The organism is Rhizobium redzepovicii (assembly GCF_019793435.1).
GTDB classification, from domain to species: Bacteria; Pseudomonadota; Alphaproteobacteria; order Rhizobiales; family Rhizobiaceae; genus Rhizobium; species Rhizobium redzepovicii.
In genome coordinates this window covers 309,562-330,238 of sequence record NZ_JAILYH010000003.1, presented here as the reverse complement: position 1 = coordinate 330,238, position 20,677 = coordinate 309,562, and the positions used below count along the sequence as shown (strand labels likewise).

Annotated in this window: 21 protein-coding genes; 9 read left to right on the top strand and 12 right to left on the bottom strand. The window is 62.2% G+C overall.

Translation table 11 applies throughout. The features are described 5' to 3' along the window. Positions 1–67: 67 nt before the first annotated feature. Entirely contained in the window at positions 68–457 is a 390-nt protein-coding gene (locus K6N12_RS06385; protein WP_003587774.1) for a DUF930 domain-containing protein, read from the bottom strand. A gap of 253 nt (positions 458–710) precedes the next feature. Between K6N12_RS06385 and K6N12_RS06380 the strand changes: the two genes are divergently transcribed. Both K6N12_RS06380 and K6N12_RS06375 read left to right on the top strand, forming a co-directional pair. Further along, on the top strand, positions 711–2,819 hold the full coding sequence (locus K6N12_RS06380; RefSeq protein WP_097627647.1) for a S9 family peptidase: 2,109 nt from the start codon (positions 711–713) through the stop codon (positions 2,817–2,819). Between the two features lie 31 nt (positions 2,820–2,850). After that, positions 2,851–3,369: a DUF1697 domain-containing protein gene (locus tag K6N12_RS06375; RefSeq protein ID WP_097627645.1), complete on the top strand. Its 519-nt coding sequence runs from the start codon at positions 2,851–2,853 to the stop codon at positions 3,367–3,369. A gap of 58 nt (positions 3,370–3,427) precedes the next feature. On the opposite strand, the gene K6N12_RS06370 is transcribed toward K6N12_RS06375, so the two are convergent. Beyond that, positions 3,428–4,870, bottom strand: a complete 1,443-nt coding sequence (locus tag K6N12_RS06370; RefSeq protein ID WP_097627643.1) for an MFS transporter — start codon at positions 4,868–4,870, stop codon at positions 3,428–3,430. Between the two features lie 260 nt (positions 4,871–5,130). Here K6N12_RS06370 and K6N12_RS06365 point away from each other — a divergent pair, with 260 nt between their 5' ends. Both K6N12_RS06365 and K6N12_RS06360 read left to right on the top strand, forming a co-directional pair. Continuing rightward, entirely contained in the window at positions 5,131–6,633 is a 1,503-nt protein-coding gene (locus K6N12_RS06365) for a protein adenylyltransferase SelO (protein ID WP_097627641.1), read from the top strand. 142 nt (positions 6,634–6,775) lie between these two features. Then, entirely contained in the window at positions 6,776–9,115 is a 2,340-nt protein-coding gene (locus tag K6N12_RS06360; RefSeq protein ID WP_097627639.1) for a glucose/quinate/shikimate family membrane-bound PQQ-dependent dehydrogenase, read from the top strand. 222 nt (positions 9,116–9,337) lie between these two features. Here K6N12_RS06360 and bla read toward each other — a convergent pair whose 3' ends face one another. From bla to dmeR, 3 genes are all read right to left on the bottom strand, one after another. Beyond that, complete coding sequence (gene bla, locus K6N12_RS06355) at positions 9,338–10,228, bottom strand: class A beta-lactamase (protein WP_097627637.1); 891 nt, start codon at positions 10,226–10,228, stop codon at positions 9,338–9,340. Positions 10,229–10,356: 128 nt separating this feature from the next. Further along, entirely contained in the window at positions 10,357–11,376 is a 1,020-nt protein-coding gene (gene dmeF / locus K6N12_RS06350) for a CDF family Co(II)/Ni(II) efflux transporter DmeF (RefSeq protein ID WP_097627635.1), read from the bottom strand. 23 nt (positions 11,377–11,399) lie between these two features. Next, positions 11,400–11,672, bottom strand: a complete 273-nt coding sequence (gene dmeR / locus K6N12_RS06345; protein ID WP_003587785.1) for a Ni(II)/Co(II)-sensing transcriptional repressor DmeR — start codon at positions 11,670–11,672, stop codon at positions 11,400–11,402. 260 nt (positions 11,673–11,932) lie between these two features. On the opposite strand from dmeR, the gene K6N12_RS06340 reads away from it, so the two are divergent. Then, on the top strand, positions 11,933–12,427 hold the full coding sequence (locus K6N12_RS06340; RefSeq protein ID WP_097627633.1) for a GNAT family N-acetyltransferase: 495 nt from the start codon (positions 11,933–11,935) through the stop codon (positions 12,425–12,427). Between the two features lie 12 nt (positions 12,428–12,439). Here the strand turns inward: K6N12_RS06340 and K6N12_RS06335 are convergent, their stop codons facing one another. The 3 genes from K6N12_RS06335 to K6N12_RS06325 form a co-directional block, all read right to left on the bottom strand. Continuing rightward, positions 12,440–13,354 (bottom strand): cytochrome c, encoded by a 915-nt coding sequence (locus K6N12_RS06335; RefSeq protein WP_097627631.1) that lies wholly within the window; start codon positions 13,352–13,354, stop codon positions 12,440–12,442. A 135-nt stretch (positions 13,355–13,489) separates the two neighbouring features. After that, complete coding sequence (locus K6N12_RS06330; protein WP_097627767.1) at positions 13,490–13,930, bottom strand: c-type cytochrome; 441 nt, start codon at positions 13,928–13,930, stop codon at positions 13,490–13,492. A gap of 144 nt (positions 13,931–14,074) precedes the next feature. After that, complete coding sequence (locus K6N12_RS06325; protein WP_097627629.1) at positions 14,075–14,710, bottom strand: LysE family translocator; 636 nt, start codon at positions 14,708–14,710, stop codon at positions 14,075–14,077. A 130-nt stretch (positions 14,711–14,840) separates the two neighbouring features. On the opposite strand from K6N12_RS06325, the gene K6N12_RS06320 reads away from it, so the two are divergent. Beyond that, positions 14,841–15,533 carry a helix-turn-helix transcriptional regulator gene (locus K6N12_RS06320; protein WP_097627627.1) on the top strand — a complete coding sequence of 231 codons (693 nt, stop codon included), beginning with the start codon at positions 14,841–14,843 and terminating at the stop codon, positions 15,531–15,533. A gap of 196 nt (positions 15,534–15,729) precedes the next feature. Here K6N12_RS06320 and K6N12_RS06315 read toward each other — a convergent pair whose 3' ends face one another. From K6N12_RS06315 to K6N12_RS06305, 3 genes are all read right to left on the bottom strand, one after another. Further along, a complete protein-coding gene (locus K6N12_RS06315) occupies positions 15,730–16,575 on the bottom strand; it encodes a metallophosphoesterase (protein ID WP_222148786.1) in 846 nt (281 codons plus the stop codon). A 65-nt stretch (positions 16,576–16,640) separates the two neighbouring features. Then, the gene (locus tag K6N12_RS06310; protein ID WP_425517707.1) at positions 16,641–17,336 is read right to left on the bottom strand and encodes an HAD family hydrolase; all 696 of its coding nucleotides are present in this window, start codon (positions 17,334–17,336) and stop codon (positions 16,641–16,643) included. Positions 17,337–17,467: 131 nt separating this feature from the next. Continuing rightward, complete coding sequence (locus K6N12_RS06305; RefSeq protein WP_003569477.1) at positions 17,468–18,070, bottom strand: superoxide dismutase; 603 nt, start codon at positions 18,068–18,070, stop codon at positions 17,468–17,470. 213 nt (positions 18,071–18,283) lie between these two features. Here K6N12_RS06305 and K6N12_RS06300 point away from each other — a divergent pair, with 213 nt between their 5' ends. The 3 genes from K6N12_RS06300 (at position 18,284) to K6N12_RS06290 (ending at position 20,162) form a co-directional block, all read left to right on the top strand. Then, positions 18,284–18,610 (top strand): hypothetical protein, encoded by a 327-nt coding sequence (locus K6N12_RS06300; protein ID WP_097627765.1) that lies wholly within the window; start codon positions 18,284–18,286, stop codon positions 18,608–18,610. A gap of 109 nt (positions 18,611–18,719) precedes the next feature. Continuing rightward, positions 18,720–19,373 (top strand): class I SAM-dependent methyltransferase, encoded by a 654-nt coding sequence (locus tag K6N12_RS06295; RefSeq protein WP_097627622.1) that lies wholly within the window; start codon positions 18,720–18,722, stop codon positions 19,371–19,373. Positions 19,374–19,430: 57 nt separating this feature from the next. Further along, positions 19,431–20,162 carry a sulfite exporter TauE/SafE family protein gene (locus K6N12_RS06290; RefSeq protein WP_012557008.1) on the top strand — a complete coding sequence of 244 codons (732 nt, stop codon included), beginning with the start codon at positions 19,431–19,433 and terminating at the stop codon, positions 20,160–20,162. A gap of 97 nt (positions 20,163–20,259) precedes the next feature. Here K6N12_RS06290 and K6N12_RS06285 read toward each other — a convergent pair whose 3' ends face one another. Continuing rightward, on the bottom strand, positions 20,260–20,601 hold the full coding sequence (locus tag K6N12_RS06285; RefSeq protein ID WP_097627620.1) for a nuclear transport factor 2 family protein: 342 nt from the start codon (positions 20,599–20,601) through the stop codon (positions 20,260–20,262). Positions 20,602–20,677: the final 76 nt, after the last annotated feature.

Below are 20,677 nucleotides of genomic sequence, written 5' to 3'. Positions count from 1 at the left end.
GCCAAATTTAGCGACTGCATTCGTCCAAAACCATGTGGCCTGTTAGCGCAGTCAATGGGACAGGCGATCAATCGTAGAGATAATACTTGTCCCACTTCTCGCGCGGCACCTTGTCGCCGATCTGGTAATTCAGTTCGCGCACGTTGATATGCTGCGGGCCGGTGATGCAATTGTAGGAGAGATGGTACCAGTCGCCCTTGCTGCGGAAAACGGCGCCCGGCGCCTGCAGCGAATTGTCGCCGGGGATCGGGTCCTTGAAGGTATAGGCAATCACCTTGTCGGGCTTGAAGCCGGCGCTGTCCTGGTTGATGCGGCTCATTGCCTCAGTGTCGCAGCTCTGTTCCAGGCGGGTGGAGGGATCGAGTTTTTCAAGCTGCTTCTTGATGGCGGGATCGACGGCAAAGGCAGGGGCAGCAAGGCTGACGAGGGATACAAACAGGAGCAGATGTTTCGGCATTGCGGAGAAATCCCTTGCTGTTGTCCATTCTTCACCCTGCCACAGGCAGCTTGCCGGGGGCTTGGCACGTGTAAATTTCGCTCTGCGATAGCGGACATTCTTAAATATTGTGGTGACATCAAGGCAAGGCCGGCAGGGTGACCTCCAAGCCTGTGGAAGCCTATCCACCGCCTTGACGCAGCCTTGCCGCTTGATCCGGGACCAGTGCGCCTCTATCTCTTGCCAACCCGATATCCCGATCCGGAGCCATTCCTTGTCCGTTTTCAACAGCCTGCCGACACCGCCTGCCGCACCGAAGAAGCCCGTCTCCGATACGCGCCACGGCATTACCCGCACGGACAATTATGCCTGGCTGCGTGCCGACAACTGGCAGGCGATGTTCAAGGATCCATCGATCCTCGACCCGGAGATCCGCCGGCATCTCGAAGCCGAAAACGCCTATATGAACGCCGCGATGGAAGACACCAAACCGCTGCAGAAGCTGCTGTTTTCGGAAATGCGCGCCCGCATCAAGGAAGACGACAGCTCGGTGCCGGTGAAGGACGGCGCCTATGCCTATGGCACCTCCTACGTGACCGGCGGCGAACAGCCGCGCTATTTCCGCATCGCCCGCGACGGCGACGTCACTGATGAGACGATCCGCACGGTGCTGCTCGACGGCGACAAGGAGGCATCGGGCAAGGCCTATTTCCGCCTCGCCGGCCTCGACCATACAACCGATCACAGCCACGGCATCTGGGGCTATGACGACAAGGGCTCGGAATTCTACACGCTGAAGGTCCGCGATCTCGCAACCGGCGAGGACCTTGCCGACCGGATCGAGAACACCGGCGGCGGCGGCGTCTGGGCGCCCGACGGCAAGAGCTTCTTCTATTCGGCTCTCGACGAGAACCACCGGCCTTCCAAGGTGTTCCACCATATTGTCGGCCGGCCGCAATCGGAAGACCGGCTGGTCTATGAGGAGGCCGATGCCGGCTTCTTCATGGGCGTCGGCGGGTCGCTGCTCGACGATGTCATCTATATCGACATTCACGATCACGAAACCAGCGAATACCGGCTGCTGTCGACCAAGGACCTCACCGCTGAGCCGAAGCTGGTGGCGGCGCGCGAGGAAGGCATCGAATATTCCCTGACCGAGGGCGGCGATATCTTCTACATCCTAACCAATGACGACGGCGCCAAGGATTTCAAGATCATGGAAGCGCCTGTCGACAATCCAGGCAAGGAGAGCTGGCGCGAAGTCGTTGCCCACAAGCCCGGCACATTGATCATCAGCCACATGGCCTATGCCCGCCATCTTCTCTGGCTGGAGCGCAAGGACGGGCTGCCGCAGATCATGATCCGCGATCGGGCGACCGGCGGGGAACATGCGATCGCCTTCGCCGAGGAAGCCTATTCGCTGGGGCTTTCGGGTGCGGCGGAATACGACACGGATGTCATCCGCTTCTCCTATTCCTCGATGACGACGCCGTCGCAGCTCTACGACTACAACATGGTGACGCGCGAGCGCACTCTGTTGAAGACGCAGGAAGTGCCGTCCGGCCACAATCCCGACGACTACGTCACGCGCCGCGTCTTTGCCCCGGCGTGGGATGGCGAGAAGGTGCCGGTCACCCTGCTCTATCGCAAGGACACGCCGCTCGACGGCACCGCGCCTTGCCTGCTCTACGGATACGGCGCCTACGGCATCACCATTCCGGCCGGCTTCAACACCAATTGCCTGTCGCTTGCCGATCGCGGCTTCGTCTATGCCATCGCCCATATCCGCGGCGGGAAGGACAAGGGATTTTCCTGGTACGAAGACGGCAAGATGGACAAGAAGACGAATACCTTCAAGGACTTCGTCGCTGCTGCCGATTATCTGAATCAACAGAAGTTCACCTCTTACGCGAGGATCATCGCCGAGGGCGGCTCGGCCGGCGGCATGCTGATGGGCGCCGTCGCCAACATGGCGCCGGAGAAATTCGCCGGCATCATCGCAGCCGTCCCCTTCGTCGACGTGCTGAACACCATGCTCGACGACACGTTGCCGCTCACCCCGCCGGAATGGCCGGAATGGGGCAACCCGATCGACAGCCAGGAAGAATACGAGCAGATCGCCGCCTACTCGCCCTATGACAATGTCGGCGCCAAAGCCTACCCGCCGATCCTGGCGCTCGGCGGCCTGACCGACCCGCGCGTCACCTATTGGGAACCGGCCAAATGGGTGGCGAAGCTGCGCGACCAGACGACCGGCGCAGCACCCATCCTGCTCAAGACCAACATGGACGCCGGCCATGGCGGCGCCTCCGGGCGCTTCCAGCGGCTGGAGGAGATTGCGTTCGAGTATGCGTTTGCGATCAAGGTGGCGGGGAAGATGTGAAATCTTTAGAGGTGTGCCGAGGAAGAAGCAAATGCCGGTCTATATCGCCCTCCTCCGCGCCGTGAACGTCGGCGGCACCGGCGCCTTGCCGATGGCTGAACTCAAGACCATCTGCGAAGGCCTCGGCTTCTCAGACGTGAAAACATACATCCAGAGCGGCAATGTGCTCTTCCGCTCGGATGCATCCGAAACGGCCGTGGAGGAAAAGCTCGACGCGGCGCTCGGGCAGAAGTTGGGCAAGCGGCCGGGCGTCATGGTGCGGACCAGCAAGGCGCTCGAGGCGATTGCCGCCGACGCGCCCTTCCCTGATGCCAAGCCGAACTTCCTGCTCGTCTATTTCCTGCCGGAAAAGCCGCCCGGAAATGCGCTCGATAAAATGGTGGCGCCCGATGGCGAGGAAGCGAAGCTCGCCGCCCGCGAAATCTATGTGCATTATCCCAAGGGGTCCGGCCGCTCGAAGCTGAAGTTCCCCGCGCTGAAGTCCGGCACCTCGCGTAATCTCAACACCGTGCGCAAGCTTGCGGACATGGCGGCCGCGATGGAAGGCTGAGTGTCCAACGCAGAATTTGATTCAAGCGAGGCACCTCAAGCCTTTGTTTTATACATGGTCAATCCCTTGTCGTCCGTTTCGCCTTGTAGCCGCTGATCTCCTCGCCGGCGGTCTTGGAGAAGCGCAGGTTCCAGATGGTGGCGGTGATCGAGATGAGCGTGACGACGATGAAGGCTATGGAGAAATCGCCAAGCGACGGCGTTTCGACATTGTTGAAAGCCATCGAGCCGTGCAGCGCCAAGGCGCTGATGCAGATGCCGAGCGACAGCATGAGCTGCTGGAAGGTGGTGTAGAAGCTCGTGGCCGAGCTCATCCGTTCTTTCTCGATCTCGTCATAGGCGATGGTGTTATAGGCGGTGAACTGGAAGGACAGGAAGAAGGCGCTGAGCACCAGGACGATGAAGATCAGCGGCATCGGCCAGTCCGGCCGGAAGGCGGCGCAGAGACCATAACCGACGGTGCCGAAGATGCCGTTGAGGACGAGGCTGCGGCGGAAGCCCAGCCGGCTGAAGACGAACTTCGCCATCGGCTTCATGGCGAGCGCGCCAAGGGCGGTGGCGATGACGATCTGGCCGGCGGCGGCTGCCGACAGGCCAAAGCCGATCTGGAAAAGCAGCGGCAGCAGGAAGGGCTGGGCACCCTGGGTGATGCGCGTCAGCGAACCGGCGATCACCGAAGTGCCGAAGCTCGGCACCTTCATCAGCGAAAAATCCATGATCGGCGAGGGATGCCTGCGGGCATGCCTGAGATAGCCGATGCCGAAGATGAGGCCGACGGCGATCAGGAAGATCGAGAAGGCGCCCTCGCCCTCGTGGCTCGACATTTCGAAGCCGAAAAGCAGTGAGCCGAGCGAGAGGCCGGAGAGCACGAAGCCGATCGTATCGAAGGGACCGCTCGCCTTGCCCTTCACCTCGTCGATATAGATCGAGACGAAGATCATGCCGATGATGCCGACCGGCACGTTGATATAAAAAATCCAGCGCCAGTCGAGATAGGTGACGAAGAAGCCCCCGAGCGGCGGGCCGACGATCGGGCCGATCAGCGCCGGCACCAGCAACCAGGACATAGCGCTGACCATATCCTTGCGGGCAACGCTGCGCATCAGCACCAAGCGCCCGACCGGCATCATCATCGCCCCGCCTATACCCTGTAGCAGCCGCGCCAAGACCAGGAAGGACAGGGTCGGCGCCAGCGCACAGAGGATCGAGCCAATCACGAAGACGGCGATCGCCGCGCGGAACACGGTGCGGGAGCCGAAACTGTCGGCCATCCGGCCGCTCGCCGGAATGAAGATCGCCAGACTGAGCAGATAGGAGGTCAGCGCGATCGACATGGCCGGGGCGCTGACGGCGAAATCGCGCGCCATGGTGGGCAACGCGGTCGCCAGCACGGTCGCATCGATGTTTTCCATCAGCATAGCACTCGCGACGATCATCGCGATCACCCGGAAATTGGGCGCGGCGCGCCGAACCATCGGCGCCTGGTAAATCTGATCCGACATCTTCCGGGATCACTCACGGTGGCGCGGCGGAGCACACGAGGCTGCAGGGCCGCGGGGGATGACATGGCGTAACGCCAAGGGGAGACGATTTTCTATACGCCCGCGATCATGGCGGCGCTATGTCCTTTATGGCAAAGCTGCTTTGCCGAGAGGTAAAGGCAGATCACGATTCCTTGCATCGGCCCGCTCTTCGTGAAGGGCTGCGGGGTACTCATCCGAACCGGCTTGCGCCGCAGCCACCCCGGCCCTACCTATGAAGCATGACCTCCACGCTGCAGAAAAACCGGGCCGGCGCGCCCTTTCCATTCGACAACAGCTATGCCGGCTTGCCCGCCCGCTTCTTTGCGGCGCAGACGCCGACAGCGGTGGCCCAACCCTGGCTGATCAAGCTCAACGAGCCGCTGGCCGTCGAACTCGGCCTCGATGTCGAGGCGCTGCGCCGCGATGGGGCGGCGATCTTCTCCGGCAACCTCGTTCCCGAAGGCGCCGAACCGCTGGCGATGGCCTATGCCGGCCATCAGTTCGGCGGCTTCTCGCCGCAGCTCGGCGACGGGCGGGCGATCCTGCTGGGCGAGGTGATCGACCTGAGCGGCAGGCGCTACGACATCCAGCTGAAGGGAGCAGGCCCTACGCCTTTTTCGCGCCGCGGCGACGGGCGGGCGGCAATCGGGCCGGTGTTGCGGGAATATATCATCAGCGAAGCAATGTTTGCGCTCGGCATTCCGGCTACCCGGGCGCTAGCGGCAGTGACGACGGGCGAGCCGGTCTATCGCGAAGAAGTGCTGCCGGGCGCCGTTTTTACCCGGGTGGCGGCCAGCCACATCAGGGTCGGCACCTTCCAGTTTTTCGCCGCCAGAGGCGATACCGAGGGCGTGCGGGCGCTCGCCGATTATGTCATCGACCGGCACTATCCCGACCTGAAAGACGCCGACAATCCATATCTTTCACTGTTTTCGGCTGTCTCCGAGCGCCAGGCGGCGCTGATTGCCCGCTGGCTGCATGTCGGCTTCATCCATGGGGTGATGAACACCGACAATATGACCGTCTCCGGCGAGACGATCGATTTCGGCCCCTGCGCCTTCATGGACAACTACGATCCGGCAACGGTGTTCTCGTCGATCGACCAGCACGGCCGCTATGCCTATGCCAACCAGCCCGGCATCGGCCAATGGAACCTTGCAAGGCTCGGCGAAACGCTGCTGCCGCTGATCGACGAAGAGCCGGACGGGGCCGTCGACAAGGCAAATGCGGTGATCCGGGCATATGGCGAACGCTTCCAGGCGCATTGGCTGGCCGGCATGCGGGGAAAGATCGGCCTTGCCGGCGAAGAGGACGGCGATCTCGAACTGGTGCAGGCGCTGCTGTCGCTGATGCAGACGCAAAGTGCCGATTTCACCCTGACCTTCCGGCGGCTGTCGGATCTTGCCGGCGATATCGCCGGAGAGCCTGCTTTTGCCGCAAGTTTCCGGGAGCCGGAGGCCTGCGGATCCTGGCTTGCGCAATGGCGCGAGAGATTGTCGCGCGATCCGCAGACGGCCGCTGAGCGCGCCACGGCCATGCGCAGCGTCAATCCGGCCTTTATCCCGCGCAATCATCGAGTTGAACAGGCGATCGAGGCGGCGGTCGAGAACAGCGATTTCTCGCTATTCGAGGCGCTGCTGACAGTGCTGGCGAAACCCTATGACGACCAGCCCGGCTTTGCCGCTTATATGGAGCCGCCGAAGCCGAGCGAACGGGTGCTTGCGACCTTCTGCGGGACGTGAGCGGGTTTCCTACAACCATACCGTGACGTCTGCCTGCGGCAAATGCGGCCGTTGAAAGGCATCTCCTTCGCGCTATCTGGCTGATCGGCGGAGCTTTTCCGCCGCATCTTCACCCGGCTAACCTCAGCGGGAGACAGCCCTTATGGCGATCGTCATCACCTCCATCCTCTTCATCATCATCGGGCTTACGCTCGGCGGCGGCGGGCTGTGGCTCGTCACGCTCGGCGGCAGCGTCTTCTATCTCTTCGCCGGGCTTATGTTCCTGATCACCGCCGGTCTGCTTCTGATGCGCAAGGCGGTGGCGCTCTGGGTCTATGCTGTGCTCGTCGTCGCAGCACTCGCCTGGGCGATCTGGGAGGTGGGTTTCGACTGGTGGCAGCTTGGGCCCCGTGGCGGCATGATCATCCTACTCGGGCTCTGGCTGCTGACGCCGTGGATCCGCCGGCCGCTCGGCTTTCGCAGCCCGACGGGCATCATCTACGGCGCCAATCCCTGGCCGCTCGCCTTGCCGGTCATTCTCGCCATCGTCGTCGCGTTCTATTCGATGACGACGGATCCGCACGATCTTGCCGGCGAACTGCCGAAGGATGCGGTCGCCGCCAACCCCGCCTTCGGCGGCAACGTGCCGGATGGGGAATGGCACCAATATGGCCGCACGCCGTTCGGCCAGCGCTATTCGCCGCTCGACCAGATCACAACGGCGAATGTCTCCACCCTCAAGGAGGCCTGGCGATACCAGACCGGCGACGTCAAGCGACCGGACGATGTCGGCGAGACGACCTATCAGGTGACGCCGCTCAAGGTGAAGGACACGCTCTATCTCTGCACGCCCCACAACTGGGCGATCGCTCTCGACGCCAAAACCGGCAAGGAGAAATGGAAATATGACGCCAACTCCGGCATGAACCCCGACCGGCAGCATCAGACCTGCCGTGGCGTCACCTATTATGCCGATCCTGCCGTTGCCGCCGGCGAGCCCTGCGCCGAGCGCGTCTACCTGCCGACCTCCGATGCGCGGCTGATCGCGCTCGATGCCGCGGACGGCAAGGTCTGCACCGGTTTTGCCGACCAAGGCGTACTGCATCTGGAAACCGGCATGCGCTACAATCCGGCCGGCTATTATTATTCCACCTCGCCGCCGGTCGCGGTGGCGGGCAAGATCATCGTCGGCGGGGCGGTGAACGACAATTATTCGACCGAGGAGCAATCCGGTGTCATCCGCGCCTTCGACATCAAGACCGGTGCGCTGATCTGGAACTGGGATTCCGGCAATCCCGACGTGACAACGCCGCTGGCGGCAGGCCAGACCTATACGACCAACTCGCCGAACAGCTGGTCGGTCTTCAGCGTCGACGAGGCGCTCGGCATGGTCTACATCCCGCTCGGTAACCAGGTGCCCGACCAGCTCGGCATCAACCGCAGCGACAATGTCGAGAAATTCTCCTCCTCGATCGTCGCGCTCGACATCGCCAGCGGCCAGCTGCGCTGGGTGCGCCAGACCGTGCATCACGATCTTTGGGATATGGATGTACCGGCCCAGCCGGCGCTGATCGATCTGACCAAGCCGGACGGTACGGTGGTTCCCGCCCTCGTCGGCCCGACCAAGCAGGGCGATCTCTATGTGCTCGACCGGCGCAGCGGCGAGCCGATCATCCCGGTCAAGGAAATCGCAGCGCCCGGCGGCGCGGTCTCCGGCGATCACACCTCGCCGACGCAGCCGATCTCCGACCTCACCTTCTCGCCTGAGCCGCTGAAGGAAAAGGACATGTGGGGCGTGTCGCTGTTCGACCAGCTTGCCTGCCGCATCGATTTCCACCGATACCGCTACGAGGGCCGCTACACGCCGCCATCGCTTGTCGGCACGATCGTCTACCCCGGCAATTTCGGCACCTTCAACTGGGGTAGCGTGGCTGTCGATCCCGAGCGGCAGATCATGTTCGGCATGCCGACCTATCTCGCCTTCACCTCGCGCCTGGTGCCGGCCGCCGACATTCCGCCGAGAGGCCAGGACGAGAAGGGCAGCGAACAGGGGCTCAACCGCAATGACGGCGCGCCCTACGGCGTCTTCATGGGGCCGTTCCTCGGGCTTTTGAAAATCCCCTGCCAGGCGCCGCCATGGGGCTATGTCGCCGGCGTCGACCTGCGCACCGGCAAGATCGCCTATATGCACAAGAACGGCACCGTGCACGACATGACGCCGCTGCCCCTGCCTTTCAAAGTCGGCGTGCCCGGCATCGGCGGACCGATGCTGACCAAGGGCGGGGTCGCCTTCCTCGGTGCTGCGGTCGACAACTATCTCAGGGCCTATGACGTGACGAACGGGCAAGAACTCTGGCAGGCCCGGCTTCCGGCCGGCGGCCAGGCGACGCCGATGACTTATACGACAAGCGACAATAAACAATATGTCGTCATGGTCGCCGGCGGCCACGGCTCGGTCGGGACGAAGCCCGGTGATTATGTGATTGCTTATACGCTGCCGTGATGGAGGAGCGCGGGCTCCTTGCGGAAGCAAGACCCCTCCCCAACCCCTCGCCATAGGGAGGGACTAACCCGCGGTGGGGTCCTTGCGACCAGAATACGGTGTCACAAGCTGCATCGGCAGAAATGAAAATGCGACGGGCATCCCAGGGGTAGCCCCTCCCCTTGTGGGGAGGGGTTTTCCCGCGAACCTGACAGCTGTCGATCATGCCCTTTGCATTTGCACTCAAACCATCTCCACAATCATCCGCCCAACCTCGGCAAAGACCGGATTGAGCTCCTTCACCGGTACGGACGCTTCGGCGATATAGACGGTGGCGACGATCGGGCCGCGGTCGGGGGGCCAGATGACGGCGATGTCGCCGAGGGAGCCGTTCGGGCCGGTGCCGGTCTTGTCGCCGACTTTCCACTCCGCCGGCAGGCCGGCCCGCAGCCGCTCGCCGCCGGTCGTGCTGGCCACCAGCCAGGCGATCAGCCTATCTGCGGAGGATTCGCTCAAGACCGAGCCAAGTGTCAGGTTGCCGAGCGTGTCGAGCATCGCATCCGGTGTCGTCGTGTCGCGCGGATCGTCCTTCCTTCCCTCGTTCAGTGTCGGTTCGGTGCGGTCGAGACGGGTGGTGCCGTCGCCGATCGAACGCAGCCAGTCGGTCAGCCCAGCCGGGCCACCAAAACTTTCGAGCAGCAGGTTGCCGGCCGTATTGTCGCTGACCGTCACCGCCGCCTCGCAGAGCTCGGCGACGGTCATGCCGTCGGCACCGGCATGTTTTTCGCTGAGCGGCGAATAGTCGACCAGCTTATCCTTGCCGTAAGTCACCCGCCGGTCGAGGCTCTCCTCGCCCTTGTCAGCGCGGGCAAGCACGAAGCCGGCGGCCAGCGCCTTGAAGGTGCTGCACATCGGAAAGGCCTCGCTGCCGCGATAGTTGAAGGAAATGCTCGTGTCAGTGTCGAGCACCGAGACGCCGAGACGGCCGCCAGTGCGTTTTTCCAGGGCCGCAAGACGCTTCTGGATGTTGTCGTCGTCCTCCCCGGCCTTGTCCTCGGCAATGGCGGGCAGGCCCAAAACAGGCAGGCAGAGCGCCGAGCCGATCAGCATGCGGCGGGTAAGACTGAGATCCATGACATCCTCCGGCGGTGAGGAGGACAGAGCTAAGGCGCGATTGCGGCGGCATCTCGTCCCCGCGGCAACCTTGTTGCCGCCGAGCGAGTAATTCGGCCGCCGAGCAACCTTGTCGTCCGCCGCGGCGATTACGCCGCGCGCGTGACCTCGACGGTCACATGCGACAATTCCGTCAGCGCCGTAAGCCTGCCCTTGTAGAAGGCCGGCTCTCTCGGCGCCGGGGTGACAACGGCGACGATGGCGGCGTGATGGCCGGGGCCGACCTGCCAGACATGCAGATCGGTGATCCGGTCTTCCTCCGTCTCGATCGCATGGCGGATTTCTGCCGGCAACGTCTCGCCGTGCGGCACGACGTCGAGAAGAACGCCGCCCGAGGATCTCATCAGGCTCCAGGACCAGTTGGCGATGACAAGGCCGCCGACGATGCCCATGATCGGGTCCAGCCAGAGCCAGCTATAGAGGCTGCCGAGCGTCAGCGCCGCGATTGCAAACACGGAGGTCATGGCATCGGCAATGACATGCAGATAGGCGGCGCGGATATTGTTGTCGCCTGGCTTTGCGTGATGATCGTGGGCGTGATGATCGTGGACGTGATCACCATGACCGTGATGGGCATGATCGCCGTGATGGCGCGCATGGTGACCATGCGCGTGATGACCGTGGTGATGCCCATGCGCGTGGCCGCCGCCAAGCAGCCAGGCACTGACGAGATTGACAGCAAGGCCGATCACCGCGACGGCGATCGCCTGGGCAAAACCGATCGGCACCGGATTTGCAAGGCGCAGCCAGCTTTCCCAGGCCATCAGCAAGGCGATCAGCGCAAGGATGATGGCGCTGGCGAAGCCGGCGAGATCCCCGAGCTTGCCGGTGCCGAAGGTGAAACGCGGATTGCGTGCCTGCTTGCGGGCAAAGAGATAGGCGAGCGCCGAAATCAAAAGCGCACTGGCATGGGTCGACATGTGCCAGCCATCGGCGACCAGCGCCATCGAGCCATAGGCGGTGCCGGCGGCAATTTCCGCCACCATCATCACCGCCGTCAGCGCGATTACCAGCCAGATGCGCCGCTCGTTCACCGCATGGTCGGCGCCGAGGAAGATATGATCATGTTCCAGCGCGTTCACTCCGGCATTCTCGATCCCGGTACTCATTACAGGCTCCTTCGTCACGGCACTCAGCGGATATAGGTTCGCAAGACTTCCGATATTTCCTCGACCGCTTCGGCCCTTGCGGCGTCGTCCTCGGCATTCAGCACATGTTCGCGCAGATGATCGTCCAACACCTCACCGGTCAGCCCGGTCAGGGCGCCACGGACGGAAGCGAGCAGCTGCAGGATTTCGCCGCAGGGGCGCTCGGCCTCCAGCGCCCGCTCGACGGCCTCCATCTGCCCCTTCAGACGGCTGACGCGGGCGATGAGTTTCTTTTTCTGCAGCGTGGTGTGAGACATGGGCGCCTATATAGCATAGGGGGGTATACTATCAAAGACAAAAACGGGATCATTGCCGACGCGTGGCGATCGGCCTTGACAAACACGGCATTTCCGACGATTGATGCGCCATGATCAAAAACTCGCACCAGAGCCGCTCGTATTTTTGGCTGTACCTGTAAAGGGCGGCTGGACAGATCATATTGTCAACAAGCCGCCGTCAGGCGGCTTTGTTGTATCGGCAGCGTCCTGACGGCAGACTATCAAAGGACGCGAAGACCATGACCGAAATCGAAGACAGCGAAATTTCACTGATGCGCCCGTCTGTGGTGACGATCCGCGCCGCCAAGCCCCGCGACCTGCCCGAACTCAATTCGATGATCGCCCTCTTGGCAGCCCATCACGGCGATGCCGCGGCAACGACGCCGGAGCAGTTGGAGCGCGACCTCTTCGGCCCACTGCCGTGGATCCATGCACTGGTCGCCGAAACCGGCGACGGGCTGATCGGCTACGCCATTCTCGTGCCGCTCTACAGGGCGCAAGAGGGAAAACGCGGCATGGACCTGCACCATCTCTTCGTGCGCGACGGCCATCGCGGCCACGGCACCGGCCAGTTGCTCGTCGACCGAGCCCGTGAGACCGCGCGCAAGGCCGGCTGCGGCTACCTTTCCGTCAGCGCCGCCACCGGAAACGTGCTGGCGCACCGCTTCTACGAACAGCTGGATTTCACCCCGCGGCCGGTCACCGGCATGCGCTACATGCAGTCGATCGCTTGAGGCAGGTCTGTCCTACCGTCCCGGCACCGCCTTCAGATAGCCGGCGATCGCTTCGCGGTCGGCGGCCGGAAGATGAGCGATGTTCTGCTGCACATCGACCATCGAGCCGCCGACGCTATCGAAATCAGGCGTGAAGCCGGTTTCGAGATAGCTGGCGATATCGGCCTCGCTCCAGCCGCCGATGCTTTTGGAGGCCGGCGTGATATCGGGTATGCGGCCCTTGCCTTCCGGATTGGGGGCGCCGGCGAGCCACTGGCCTGCCTGGAAGCCGCCGAGCGCGTCCCTCGGTGTGTGGCATTCGCCGCAATGGCCGGGGCCTTCGACCAGATATTGGCCGCGCTTGATCTTGTCATCGCTCTTGGCGAGCGCAACACGCGGCTGATCGTTGAAATAGAGAAATTTCCAGCCGCCGAGCGCCAGCCGGATATTGTAAGGGAACGGCAGCTCGTGCGGGGGCGCGACATTTGCGCTCTTCGGCAGCGTCTTCAGGAAAGCGAAGAGATCGTTGACGTCCTTGTCGCTCATGCGGGAATAGGAAGCATAGGGAAAGGATGGGTAGAGGTGCTCGCCGCCTGGACCGACGCCGCGCTTCATCGCATTGCCGAACTCCGCCAGCGACCAGCCGCCGATACCGGCCTTTTCATCGGGCGAAATGTTCGGCACGTGGAAGGTGCCGAAAGGGCTCTTCAGCGCCAGGCCGCCTGATAGCGTCAGCTTGGCATCGCCTTCGGAACCGGGGGCGGAATGACAGCTGACACAGCCGCCCGCCCAGAACACCATCTGGCCGTTTGCCGGATCCGGCGCGCCGAGACCGGCCCAATGGCTTTCCGGCAGCGGATCGGGCGCGGTAACGAGATAGAAGGCGCCTCCGCCCAGCACGGCGACGCCGATCAGACAGAGCAGTAACCGGATGAACCTGCGGATCATGCCCCGCCTCCCCTTTTTCCGAGATTTTCCTATAGGGACCGATTCTGCGACTAGCCCCGCACGGGCGGAGAATAAGGCGATCCGCGCCGGCGGCAAGGCGGCGCAGATCGGTGTCGGATGGGAATGGCCTATCGCTCACTCCTTGATGCGATAGGCCTTATGACAGCCGCCGCAGCTGGCGCCGAGCGTGTTGACCGTGGCGCCGACAGCCGCGGCATCGGCCGGAAGCTGGGCAAGCGCGGTTTCGGCATCGGCGGAGAGCTTCGCGGCGCGCGCCTTGAAGTCGTCCATGTTTTCCCAGATTTTCGGGCTCGCTTCTTGGTCGCCCGTTTCCGTGCCCGGCTTGAACTGATCGGGGAACACCTTGGCCGTTGCGGCGATCGTCGTCAGCGCCGTTTTTACCGCTTCGGCATCATAGGGCTTGGTGCCCTTGGCGATGGCTCCCAAGGCGCCGGCCGCACCGCCGATCTGCTTCATCAGGGCAATGCGCGAATCATGCGTGCCGTCGGCGGCGGTCACCGAACCGAAGGCTATTCCTGCCATCGCTGCGGCGGCAGCTACTGCTTTCCAATTCATATTCCTCTCCATTTCTTTTCTGCATTTTCCCGAGCCAAGGCGGCCGATGGCCAATCTGCACCGGGAGCATGACAAAATCCATGCCTGCCGGGCAGTCACGTTTTGCCGGATCATCATAAAAACAATGTGATAAGCCTTCGCAATTCAGGCGCTTTTCCAACCCTGCCAGAGGCTGAAAGCGGAGACCGCAACCAGGAGCAGCCCGGCGAAACGGCCGACGAATGCCGTGACGTCAGGATTGGCGACGAGCAGATCGCGGCTGCGGCCGGCCGTCATCGCCAGCGTACCGTAGATGGCGAACTGGGTGACTACCGTCATGGCGCCCATGATCAGGCCCTGCATCCAGACCGGGCCGTATTCCGGCTTGAGGAACTGCGGATAGACGGCGAACATGAATATATAGGCCTTCGGATTGACGAGACAGGTGACGGCGCCCTGGCGGAAGGCGCGCCAGCCGGAGCGCGCCGTTCCCGGCCCGACCGCCTCGACGGTGATCGAACTGCGGATCAGCGAAATGCCGATCCAGACCATGTAGGCGACGCCGGCAAAGAGCAGAACGTTGAAAAGCTGCGGCAGCATGGTGACGAGCAGACCGACGCCGGCCGCGCCATAGGCCGAATGTACGGCGCCGCCGGCCATGATGCCGCCTGTCGCCGCGAGCCCTCGCCTGACGCCGCCGGTCAGCGAATTGGCGAGCACGAAGAGCATGTCCATGCCCGGCACGATGATGATGCCGAAGAGAAGGGTGAAGAAGAGCCAGAGGTTTTCGTGGTAGTTCATGTCAGTTACCGCCTTGTCTGTGCATGGGCCGTTTTGAAAGACCATGATTGATTTCAATCTGATAGGCGGCTCTATACGCAAACCCAACTGACAGTGTATTGTCAGGAGCCTAAGGGATGGGAGAGGCAAAATGCGCAAGGCCTCGCGGCTTTTCGAGATCATTCAGATCCTGAGGCTCGCCAGAAAGCCGATGACGGCGGCTGTCATGGCCGAGACGCTCGAGGTGACGGTGCGCTCGATCTATCGCGATATCGCCGCCCTTCAGGCGATGCGGGTGCCGATCGAGGGCGGGCGCGGCATCGGCTACATCATGCGGCCGGGCTTCGACCTGCCGCCGCTGATGTTCTCGATCGAGGAGATGGAGGCGATCGTGCTGTCGCTGGCGCTGCTCGAACGCACCGCCGATGAGGAGCTGAAGCAGGCGGCGCGCCGGGTCAACCGGAAGATATCAGGCGCCGTGCCGGCGCCGCTCCGCCAGGCGATGGACACGAAGGCGCTTTACGCCTGGGGCTCGACCGCGCAGCCGGCAGGCTTCGATCTCGCGATCGTGCGCCGGGCGATCCGCGACGAATGCAAGCTCATGCTCGGCTACCGCGACGAACTTGGCCGCGCCACCGAGCGGACGATCCAACCGATCGCGCTGATCTATTATTCGCAGACCGCCAATATCGTCGCCTGGTGCGAACTGCGCCAGGCCATCCGCAATTTCCGCAGCGACCGGGTGGAGCGCTGTGCGGCAAGCAACGATTTCTTCAAAGGCGACGGCGACAGGCTGCGGGAATTGTGGACGAGCGGGTGGACGGAGAAGGCTAGGCCGGTGTGAAAATGTGAGACTTGAGATTGCTGCTTTCCCCTCCCCAAGGGGGAGGGACTACCGTGCCGCGCCCGTCACGCTTCAATTCTGACGATACCGCATGTGGCATCGCGTTTTGGTGGCGGGAGCGTGGCGCAGATTAGTCCCTCCCCTTGTGGGGAGGGGTTGGGGAGTGGTCTTGGATTTGCAAGAAGTCCCTTGCAGCCTAATAAACCAGCGTCCGGCTCTCCTCGCGGCCGAAACCGCGGATTTCGATGCGGTCGGGGTGGAGTTCGACAATGGCGAAGGCATTTTCGCTCTCGGTATCGACCACGCCCTTGAAATTGACGAAGTGGCAGGCGCCGGCCTTGCCGTAACTGCCGGCATGGTTATGGCCGTTCAAATAGGCGATGACATTGTCGTGCGCGGCGAGCAACGCGACAATGTGGTCGCAGTCCCACATGTCGTGCTCGCCGGCGGGATAGACCGGATAGTGGTTCATGACGATCACCTTCTCGCCGGCCGCGGCAGCGCTTGCGATCTCATCGCCGAGCCAGGCGAACTGCTCGTCGCTCAGCGCGCCGTTCCACGGATGGGCGTTTCTTTCGCCCCTCGCCTGCAGGTCCGCCAGCATCTTTGTCGCCAAAGCCCGATGCGGATGGCCTTCGGGCGGCGCGAAGGTGCTGATCTCGTTGCCGTCAAGCACGACGAAGCGCCAGCCGTGGCGGCGGAAGCTGTAATAGGGCGACGGCATGCCGAGGCGTGCGGGGATTTCGGAGAGATGGCCCGAGGAGACCGAGAAGTCGTGATTGCCGAGCAGGAAGAGCGCTTCGTGCCTCAGTTTCTCATAGACCGGCAGGATGTCGTCGAAGCTTTTGAAGCTGCGGTCGATGACATCGCCGAGTGTCATGACGAAGCTCAATTCCTCGCCGTTGAAGAGCTCGATCGCCTCGGCGAGTTTGGCGAGGCTGTTGGCGCAATAGCGGTCCATGGCCGCATGCGGCGGGATTGCCGCATATTGCGGGTCGGCGATGATGCCGAAGCGGAACAGGGGAAGAGCGGAGGAAGACATGGAACGTGATTAGGAGCGGCGGGTGACAGGGATGTGACGATGTCCTAAACCATGATCGAACTGCGTCAACTGTCGAAATCTCCGAGTGTGCGGAGCCTATGGATCAAAACAGCAAGAACGTCGTGTAGATCTGGTGCGATATAGGCACATAGATTTTGAGTATCCGGCGTTGGCTGCACGAGGTCAGGCACCATTATGGTCATCAGACCGGCACGAGATGCCGAAAGCACACCATTGTGAGAATCCTCGAGTGCAACACAACGGCTCGGGTTCACCCCTAACCGGCTTGTGGCTTTCAGATACGGCTCTGGATGAGGTTTCGCCGCGGCATAATCTTCACGGGCAATGATGTGCGCAAAGCGATCCTTCAGATTCGCCGCGATCAGATGGCTAAGCACTGTGGCGTGGTCCGAGGAGGTGACGATGGCCCACGGAAGTTGGATTTCCTCCAGCCAGTCCAGTATTTCAATGACCCCCGGTTTGAGGCGCAGCGCTGTTGCAACCATCGTCTGGAACCGGTCCGAGGCTTGTTTCCACAAGTCCTCGATCGGAAATTCGCTGCCAAGATGCATCCCCAGAAGCGCTCTGGCCGACATGCTGGGTAATCCAACCGTTTCCAGATAGACGGAGACCGGGATATTAAACCCGTTTTCCTCAGCGGCCTTGATAACGGCGTCCCGATACAAAGCCTCGGTATCGAAAATTAGGCCGTCCATGTCGAACAGGACGGCTTCGGGCTTGAAGGGAAGCTGCTTCATCATCGATCTCTAGGCGCTCAAAACTTCAAGGTTTCGCGACGGGCGCATAAAACAAAACACCCGACGTTTGTGGCGCCGGGTGCTGAATTAGAAAGCAGAGACATTGCCGCCCATCGCGGCGGGTCTGGTGCCGCTTACTTCGTGGCTTCTTCGTAGCGCTCCAGGACGTAATCCCAGTTGATCAGGCTATCGACGAAGGCCTCGAGGTATTTTGGGCGGGCGTTGCGATAGTCGATGTAATACGAGTGTTCCCAGACGTCGACGCCAAGGATCGGGGTGGCGCCGTGGACGAGCGGGTTTTCGCCGTTCGGGGTCTTGGAGATTTCGAGCTTGCCGTTCTTAACGGAAACCCAGGCCCAGCCGGAGCCGAACTGGGTGGCGCCGGCGTTGGCGAAATCGGCCTTGAACTTGTCGTAGCCGCCGAGATCGGAGGCGAAAGCCGCTTCGAGCTTGCCGGGCAGCTTGTTGCCGCCGCCGCCCTTCTTCATCCACTTCCAGAAATGGATGTGGTTGTAGTGCTGGGCAGCGTTGTTGAAGAGGCCGGCATTGGTGCCGAAGGACTTCTTCACGACGTCTTCGAGCGACAGATCCGAAAGACCGGCTTCGGCGGCGAGCTTGTTGCCGTTGTCGACATAGGCCTTATGGTGCTTGTCGTGGTGAAACTCCAGCGTTTCCTTCGACATGAAGGGAGCAAGCGCTTCGTAATCATAGGGAAGTTCAGGCAATTCGAAAGCCATGTCAGATCTCCTCTTGGCGATAGATTGCGTCATCGGCAGGTGTGGCGGAACATAGGAGGGGAACGGGGGAGAGGCAACCAGCGAAATGTCAAAAAACGATCCGTCGAAGGAAAATTTGCCTCAGTTGCAGAGTTGGAATCAGTCGTGCAAATCGCCTGGGATGCCCGCCTCGAAAACCGTTTCCCCGGCGATTCACTGCAACGGAGACCCGATATGAACAGGAATATAATCCCGCTTCTGGCCATGGCAGCACTTCCGCTGCTTTCCGGTACGGTGCATGCCTCTTCGGACGATGCCTGGAAACAGCTGGCAGCCGATGTCGAGGTCAAGTGCAAGGAAGCGGCGGTCACGCTCGAAAGACCTGCCGCCAGCGTCGATCCCTTCGGCACCAGCCGCTACGGGCTGGCTTTGGTGACGGGCAAGCCGAAAGGCGCCAAGGGGCTTGTTGCCCAGATCTGCGTCTACGACAAGCAGAAGAAAACCGTGGAGATCGGTAGCGAACTGGACGCCAAACAGCTTGGCCTCACGCCGCCAAAATAGGCTGCGTCGGCACCGCGCTGTCTCCGCGAATCTGTGCCTTCGGTCACATTTCGTGGGGAACCGGACGCTACCCTTAGGAGTTGAAGTCTGGGCGTCAGGGAGGTGCGGTATGTCGGAGCTTCGCAGCAGGCCGGAAGATCAGCAGAAAATCTATCAGCGCTGGGCGCCGGTTTATGACCGTGTCTATCGCGGCCTCCTTGCCGACGGCCACCGCAAACTGGCGGCGCTTGCAGCCGCGGCCGGCACCGATATTCTGGAAGTCGGCGTCGGCACCGGCCTGACCCTCAGACACTATCCCAGCCGCTGCCGGGTGACCGGCATCGACATTTCCGAACACATGATCGCTCGGGCGCGCGAAAAGGTGCGTCGCGAGAAGCTGCAGCATATCAGCGCGCTCGAGGTGATGGATGCGCATGCGCTCGCCTTTGCCGACCGGTCTTTCGATGCGGTTTGCCTGCCCTTCGTCATCACGCTGATCCCCGAGCCCGAGCGGGCTCTCGACGAATGTGCCCGGGTGCTGCGGCCGGGCGGCGAGATCATCCTGGCCAGCAAGCTCGGCGACGGCGCCGGCCTGCAGGGCGCGATCGAGGCGGCGGTGGCGCCGCTGGTGCGTCACATCGGCTGGTCCTCCGCTTTCCGCATCCACCGCATCCTCGCCTGGGCCGAGCGGCGCGGCGATTTTTCCGCTGCCGAGATTCTGCCGGTCTTTCCGAACGGCTTCTTCAAGATCGTCCGGCTGAAACAGCGCGGACTTTCCGCCTGAATTAAAAATTTTCCCGCATCGCGGATTCTGATGCTACCGTTCGTCTGAGGGGACCGCATGACATCGGATATCTTCTTCTTCATCGTGGTGGGCTTCTGTGCGCAGATTGTCGATGGCGCACTCGGCATGGCCTTCGGCGTGCTGTCGACGACGAGCCTTCTGGCCTTCGGGGTGCCGGCGGCCAATGCCAGCGCCATGACGCATGTGGCTGAGATGTTCACCACGGCAGCGTCCGGCATTTCGCATGCCTATCACCGCAATGTCGACTGGCGTCTGGTGGCGCGGCTGGCACCGGCCGGCATGATCGGCGGCGCGATCGGCGCCTATCTGCTGGCCAATATCGACGGCAAGGTGATCGCGCCCTTCGTGTCGGCCTATCTGATCGCGATCGGCCTGTTGATTTTCTACAAAGCCTTTCGGCCGCCGGCCAAGCGCGAGGTTCGCGACTGGGCGGTGCCGCCCGTCGGCTTTTGCGGCGGCGTTCTCGATGCGATCGGCGGCGGCGGATGGGGGCCGGTCGTCACCAGCACGCTGGTCGGCCGCGGCCACGACCTGAAGCGGGTGATCGGCTCCACCAATTTCACCGAATTTGCGGTGACACTGACGATTTCGCTGACTTTCATCCTCACGCTCGGCTGGTCGGAACTCAATTCGGCGATCGGCCTGATCATCGGCGGCGTTATCGCCGCCCCTTTCGGCGCGATCCTCGTCAAGCGCCTGCCGGTGCGGGCGCTGATGGTGGCTGTCTCGATGGTCATCATCGTGACATCGGCAATACGGCTCCTCTAAAGCTCTTTGTTTTGATGCATGCCGTTGCGGCAAAAGCGCTTCGCGCTTTGCCTGGGAAATCGCTGCACACGTCCGGGCGACATGCATTAGGACCGGACTACAGATTTCGGCCGAAATAGACCTCCACGGAGGCGATCTTGTCGCCACGGAAGCGCAAACTCTCCATGTTGGCGAAGCTTCCGCCGTCGAGTTTTTCGGCGCGGTAACGCACGGCTGTCTCGTCGCCGTCGACCGCCAGGAATTCGATGTGGATGGCGCGGAAGAACGGTTCCTTCGGCCAGCAGCGCTCGAAATAGGTCGCCCGGTCGATATGGTCGTCACGCGGGCTGGAGAAGGTGAAATCTTCCGTCAGCATGGCGACGACTTTATCCTTGCGGTCTTCCAGATAGGCGGCGTAGAGATCGCGGACGGTCTGCTGCCGCGTGTGCATATCGTTCATGGCAATATCCTCCGATTAACCGATTGCATCTCGCAATCAGTATATCTAGCACTTTTATCCGAGATGATCCAGTTTC

Excerpts from the sequence above, each read along its gene's own strand:
- K6N12_RS06290 (WP_012557008.1), top strand. The coding sequence starts at position 19,431 with ATGACATCGGATATCTTCTTCTTCATCGTGGTGGGCTTCTGTGCGCAG.
- K6N12_RS06285 (WP_097627620.1), bottom strand. The coding sequence starts at position 20,601 with ATGAACGATATGCACACGCGGCAGCAGACCGTCCGCGATCTCTACGCC.
- K6N12_RS06375 (WP_097627645.1), top strand. The coding sequence starts at position 2,851 with ATGCCGGTCTATATCGCCCTCCTCCGCGCCGTGAACGTCGGCGGCACC.
- dmeF (WP_097627635.1), bottom strand. The coding sequence starts at position 11,376 with ATGAGTACCGGGATCGAGAATGCCGGAGTGAACGCGCTGGAACATGAT.
- dmeR (WP_003587785.1), bottom strand. The coding sequence starts at position 11,672 with ATGTCTCACACCACGCTGCAGAAAAAGAAACTCATCGCCCGCGTCAGC.
- K6N12_RS06385 (WP_003587774.1), bottom strand. The coding sequence starts at position 457 with ATGCCGAAACATCTGCTCCTGTTTGTATCCCTCGTCAGCCTTGCTGCC.
- K6N12_RS06300 (WP_097627765.1), top strand. The coding sequence starts at position 18,284 with ATGAACAGGAATATAATCCCGCTTCTGGCCATGGCAGCACTTCCGCTG.
- K6N12_RS06370 (WP_097627643.1), bottom strand. The coding sequence starts at position 4,870 with ATGTCGGATCAGATTTACCAGGCGCCGATGGTTCGGCGCGCCGCGCCC.
- K6N12_RS06325 (WP_097627629.1), bottom strand. The coding sequence starts at position 14,710 with ATGAACTACCACGAAAACCTCTGGCTCTTCTTCACCCTTCTCTTCGGC.
- bla (WP_097627637.1), bottom strand. The coding sequence starts at position 10,228 with ATGGATCTCAGTCTTACCCGCCGCATGCTGATCGGCTCGGCGCTCTGC.
- K6N12_RS06305 (WP_003569477.1), bottom strand. The coding sequence starts at position 18,070 with ATGGCTTTCGAATTGCCTGAACTTCCCTATGATTACGAAGCGCTTGCT.
- K6N12_RS06320 (WP_097627627.1), top strand. The coding sequence starts at position 14,841 with ATGCGCAAGGCCTCGCGGCTTTTCGAGATCATTCAGATCCTGAGGCTC.
- K6N12_RS06330 (WP_097627767.1), bottom strand. The coding sequence starts at position 13,930 with ATGAATTGGAAAGCAGTAGCTGCCGCCGCAGCGATGGCAGGAATAGCC.
- K6N12_RS06295 (WP_097627622.1), top strand. The coding sequence starts at position 18,720 with ATGTCGGAGCTTCGCAGCAGGCCGGAAGATCAGCAGAAAATCTATCAG.
- K6N12_RS06310 (WP_425517707.1), bottom strand. The coding sequence starts at position 17,336 with ATGATGAAGCAGCTTCCCTTCAAGCCCGAAGCCGTCCTGTTCGACATG.
- K6N12_RS06360 (WP_097627639.1), top strand. The coding sequence starts at position 6,776 with ATGGCGATCGTCATCACCTCCATCCTCTTCATCATCATCGGGCTTACG.
- K6N12_RS06335 (WP_097627631.1), bottom strand. The coding sequence starts at position 13,354 with ATGATCCGCAGGTTCATCCGGTTACTGCTCTGTCTGATCGGCGTCGCC.
- K6N12_RS06340 (WP_097627633.1), top strand. The coding sequence starts at position 11,933 with ATGACCGAAATCGAAGACAGCGAAATTTCACTGATGCGCCCGTCTGTG.
- K6N12_RS06365 (WP_097627641.1), top strand. The coding sequence starts at position 5,131 with ATGACCTCCACGCTGCAGAAAAACCGGGCCGGCGCGCCCTTTCCATTC.
- K6N12_RS06315 (WP_222148786.1), bottom strand. The coding sequence starts at position 16,575 with ATGTCTTCCTCCGCTCTTCCCCTGTTCCGCTTCGGCATCATCGCCGAC.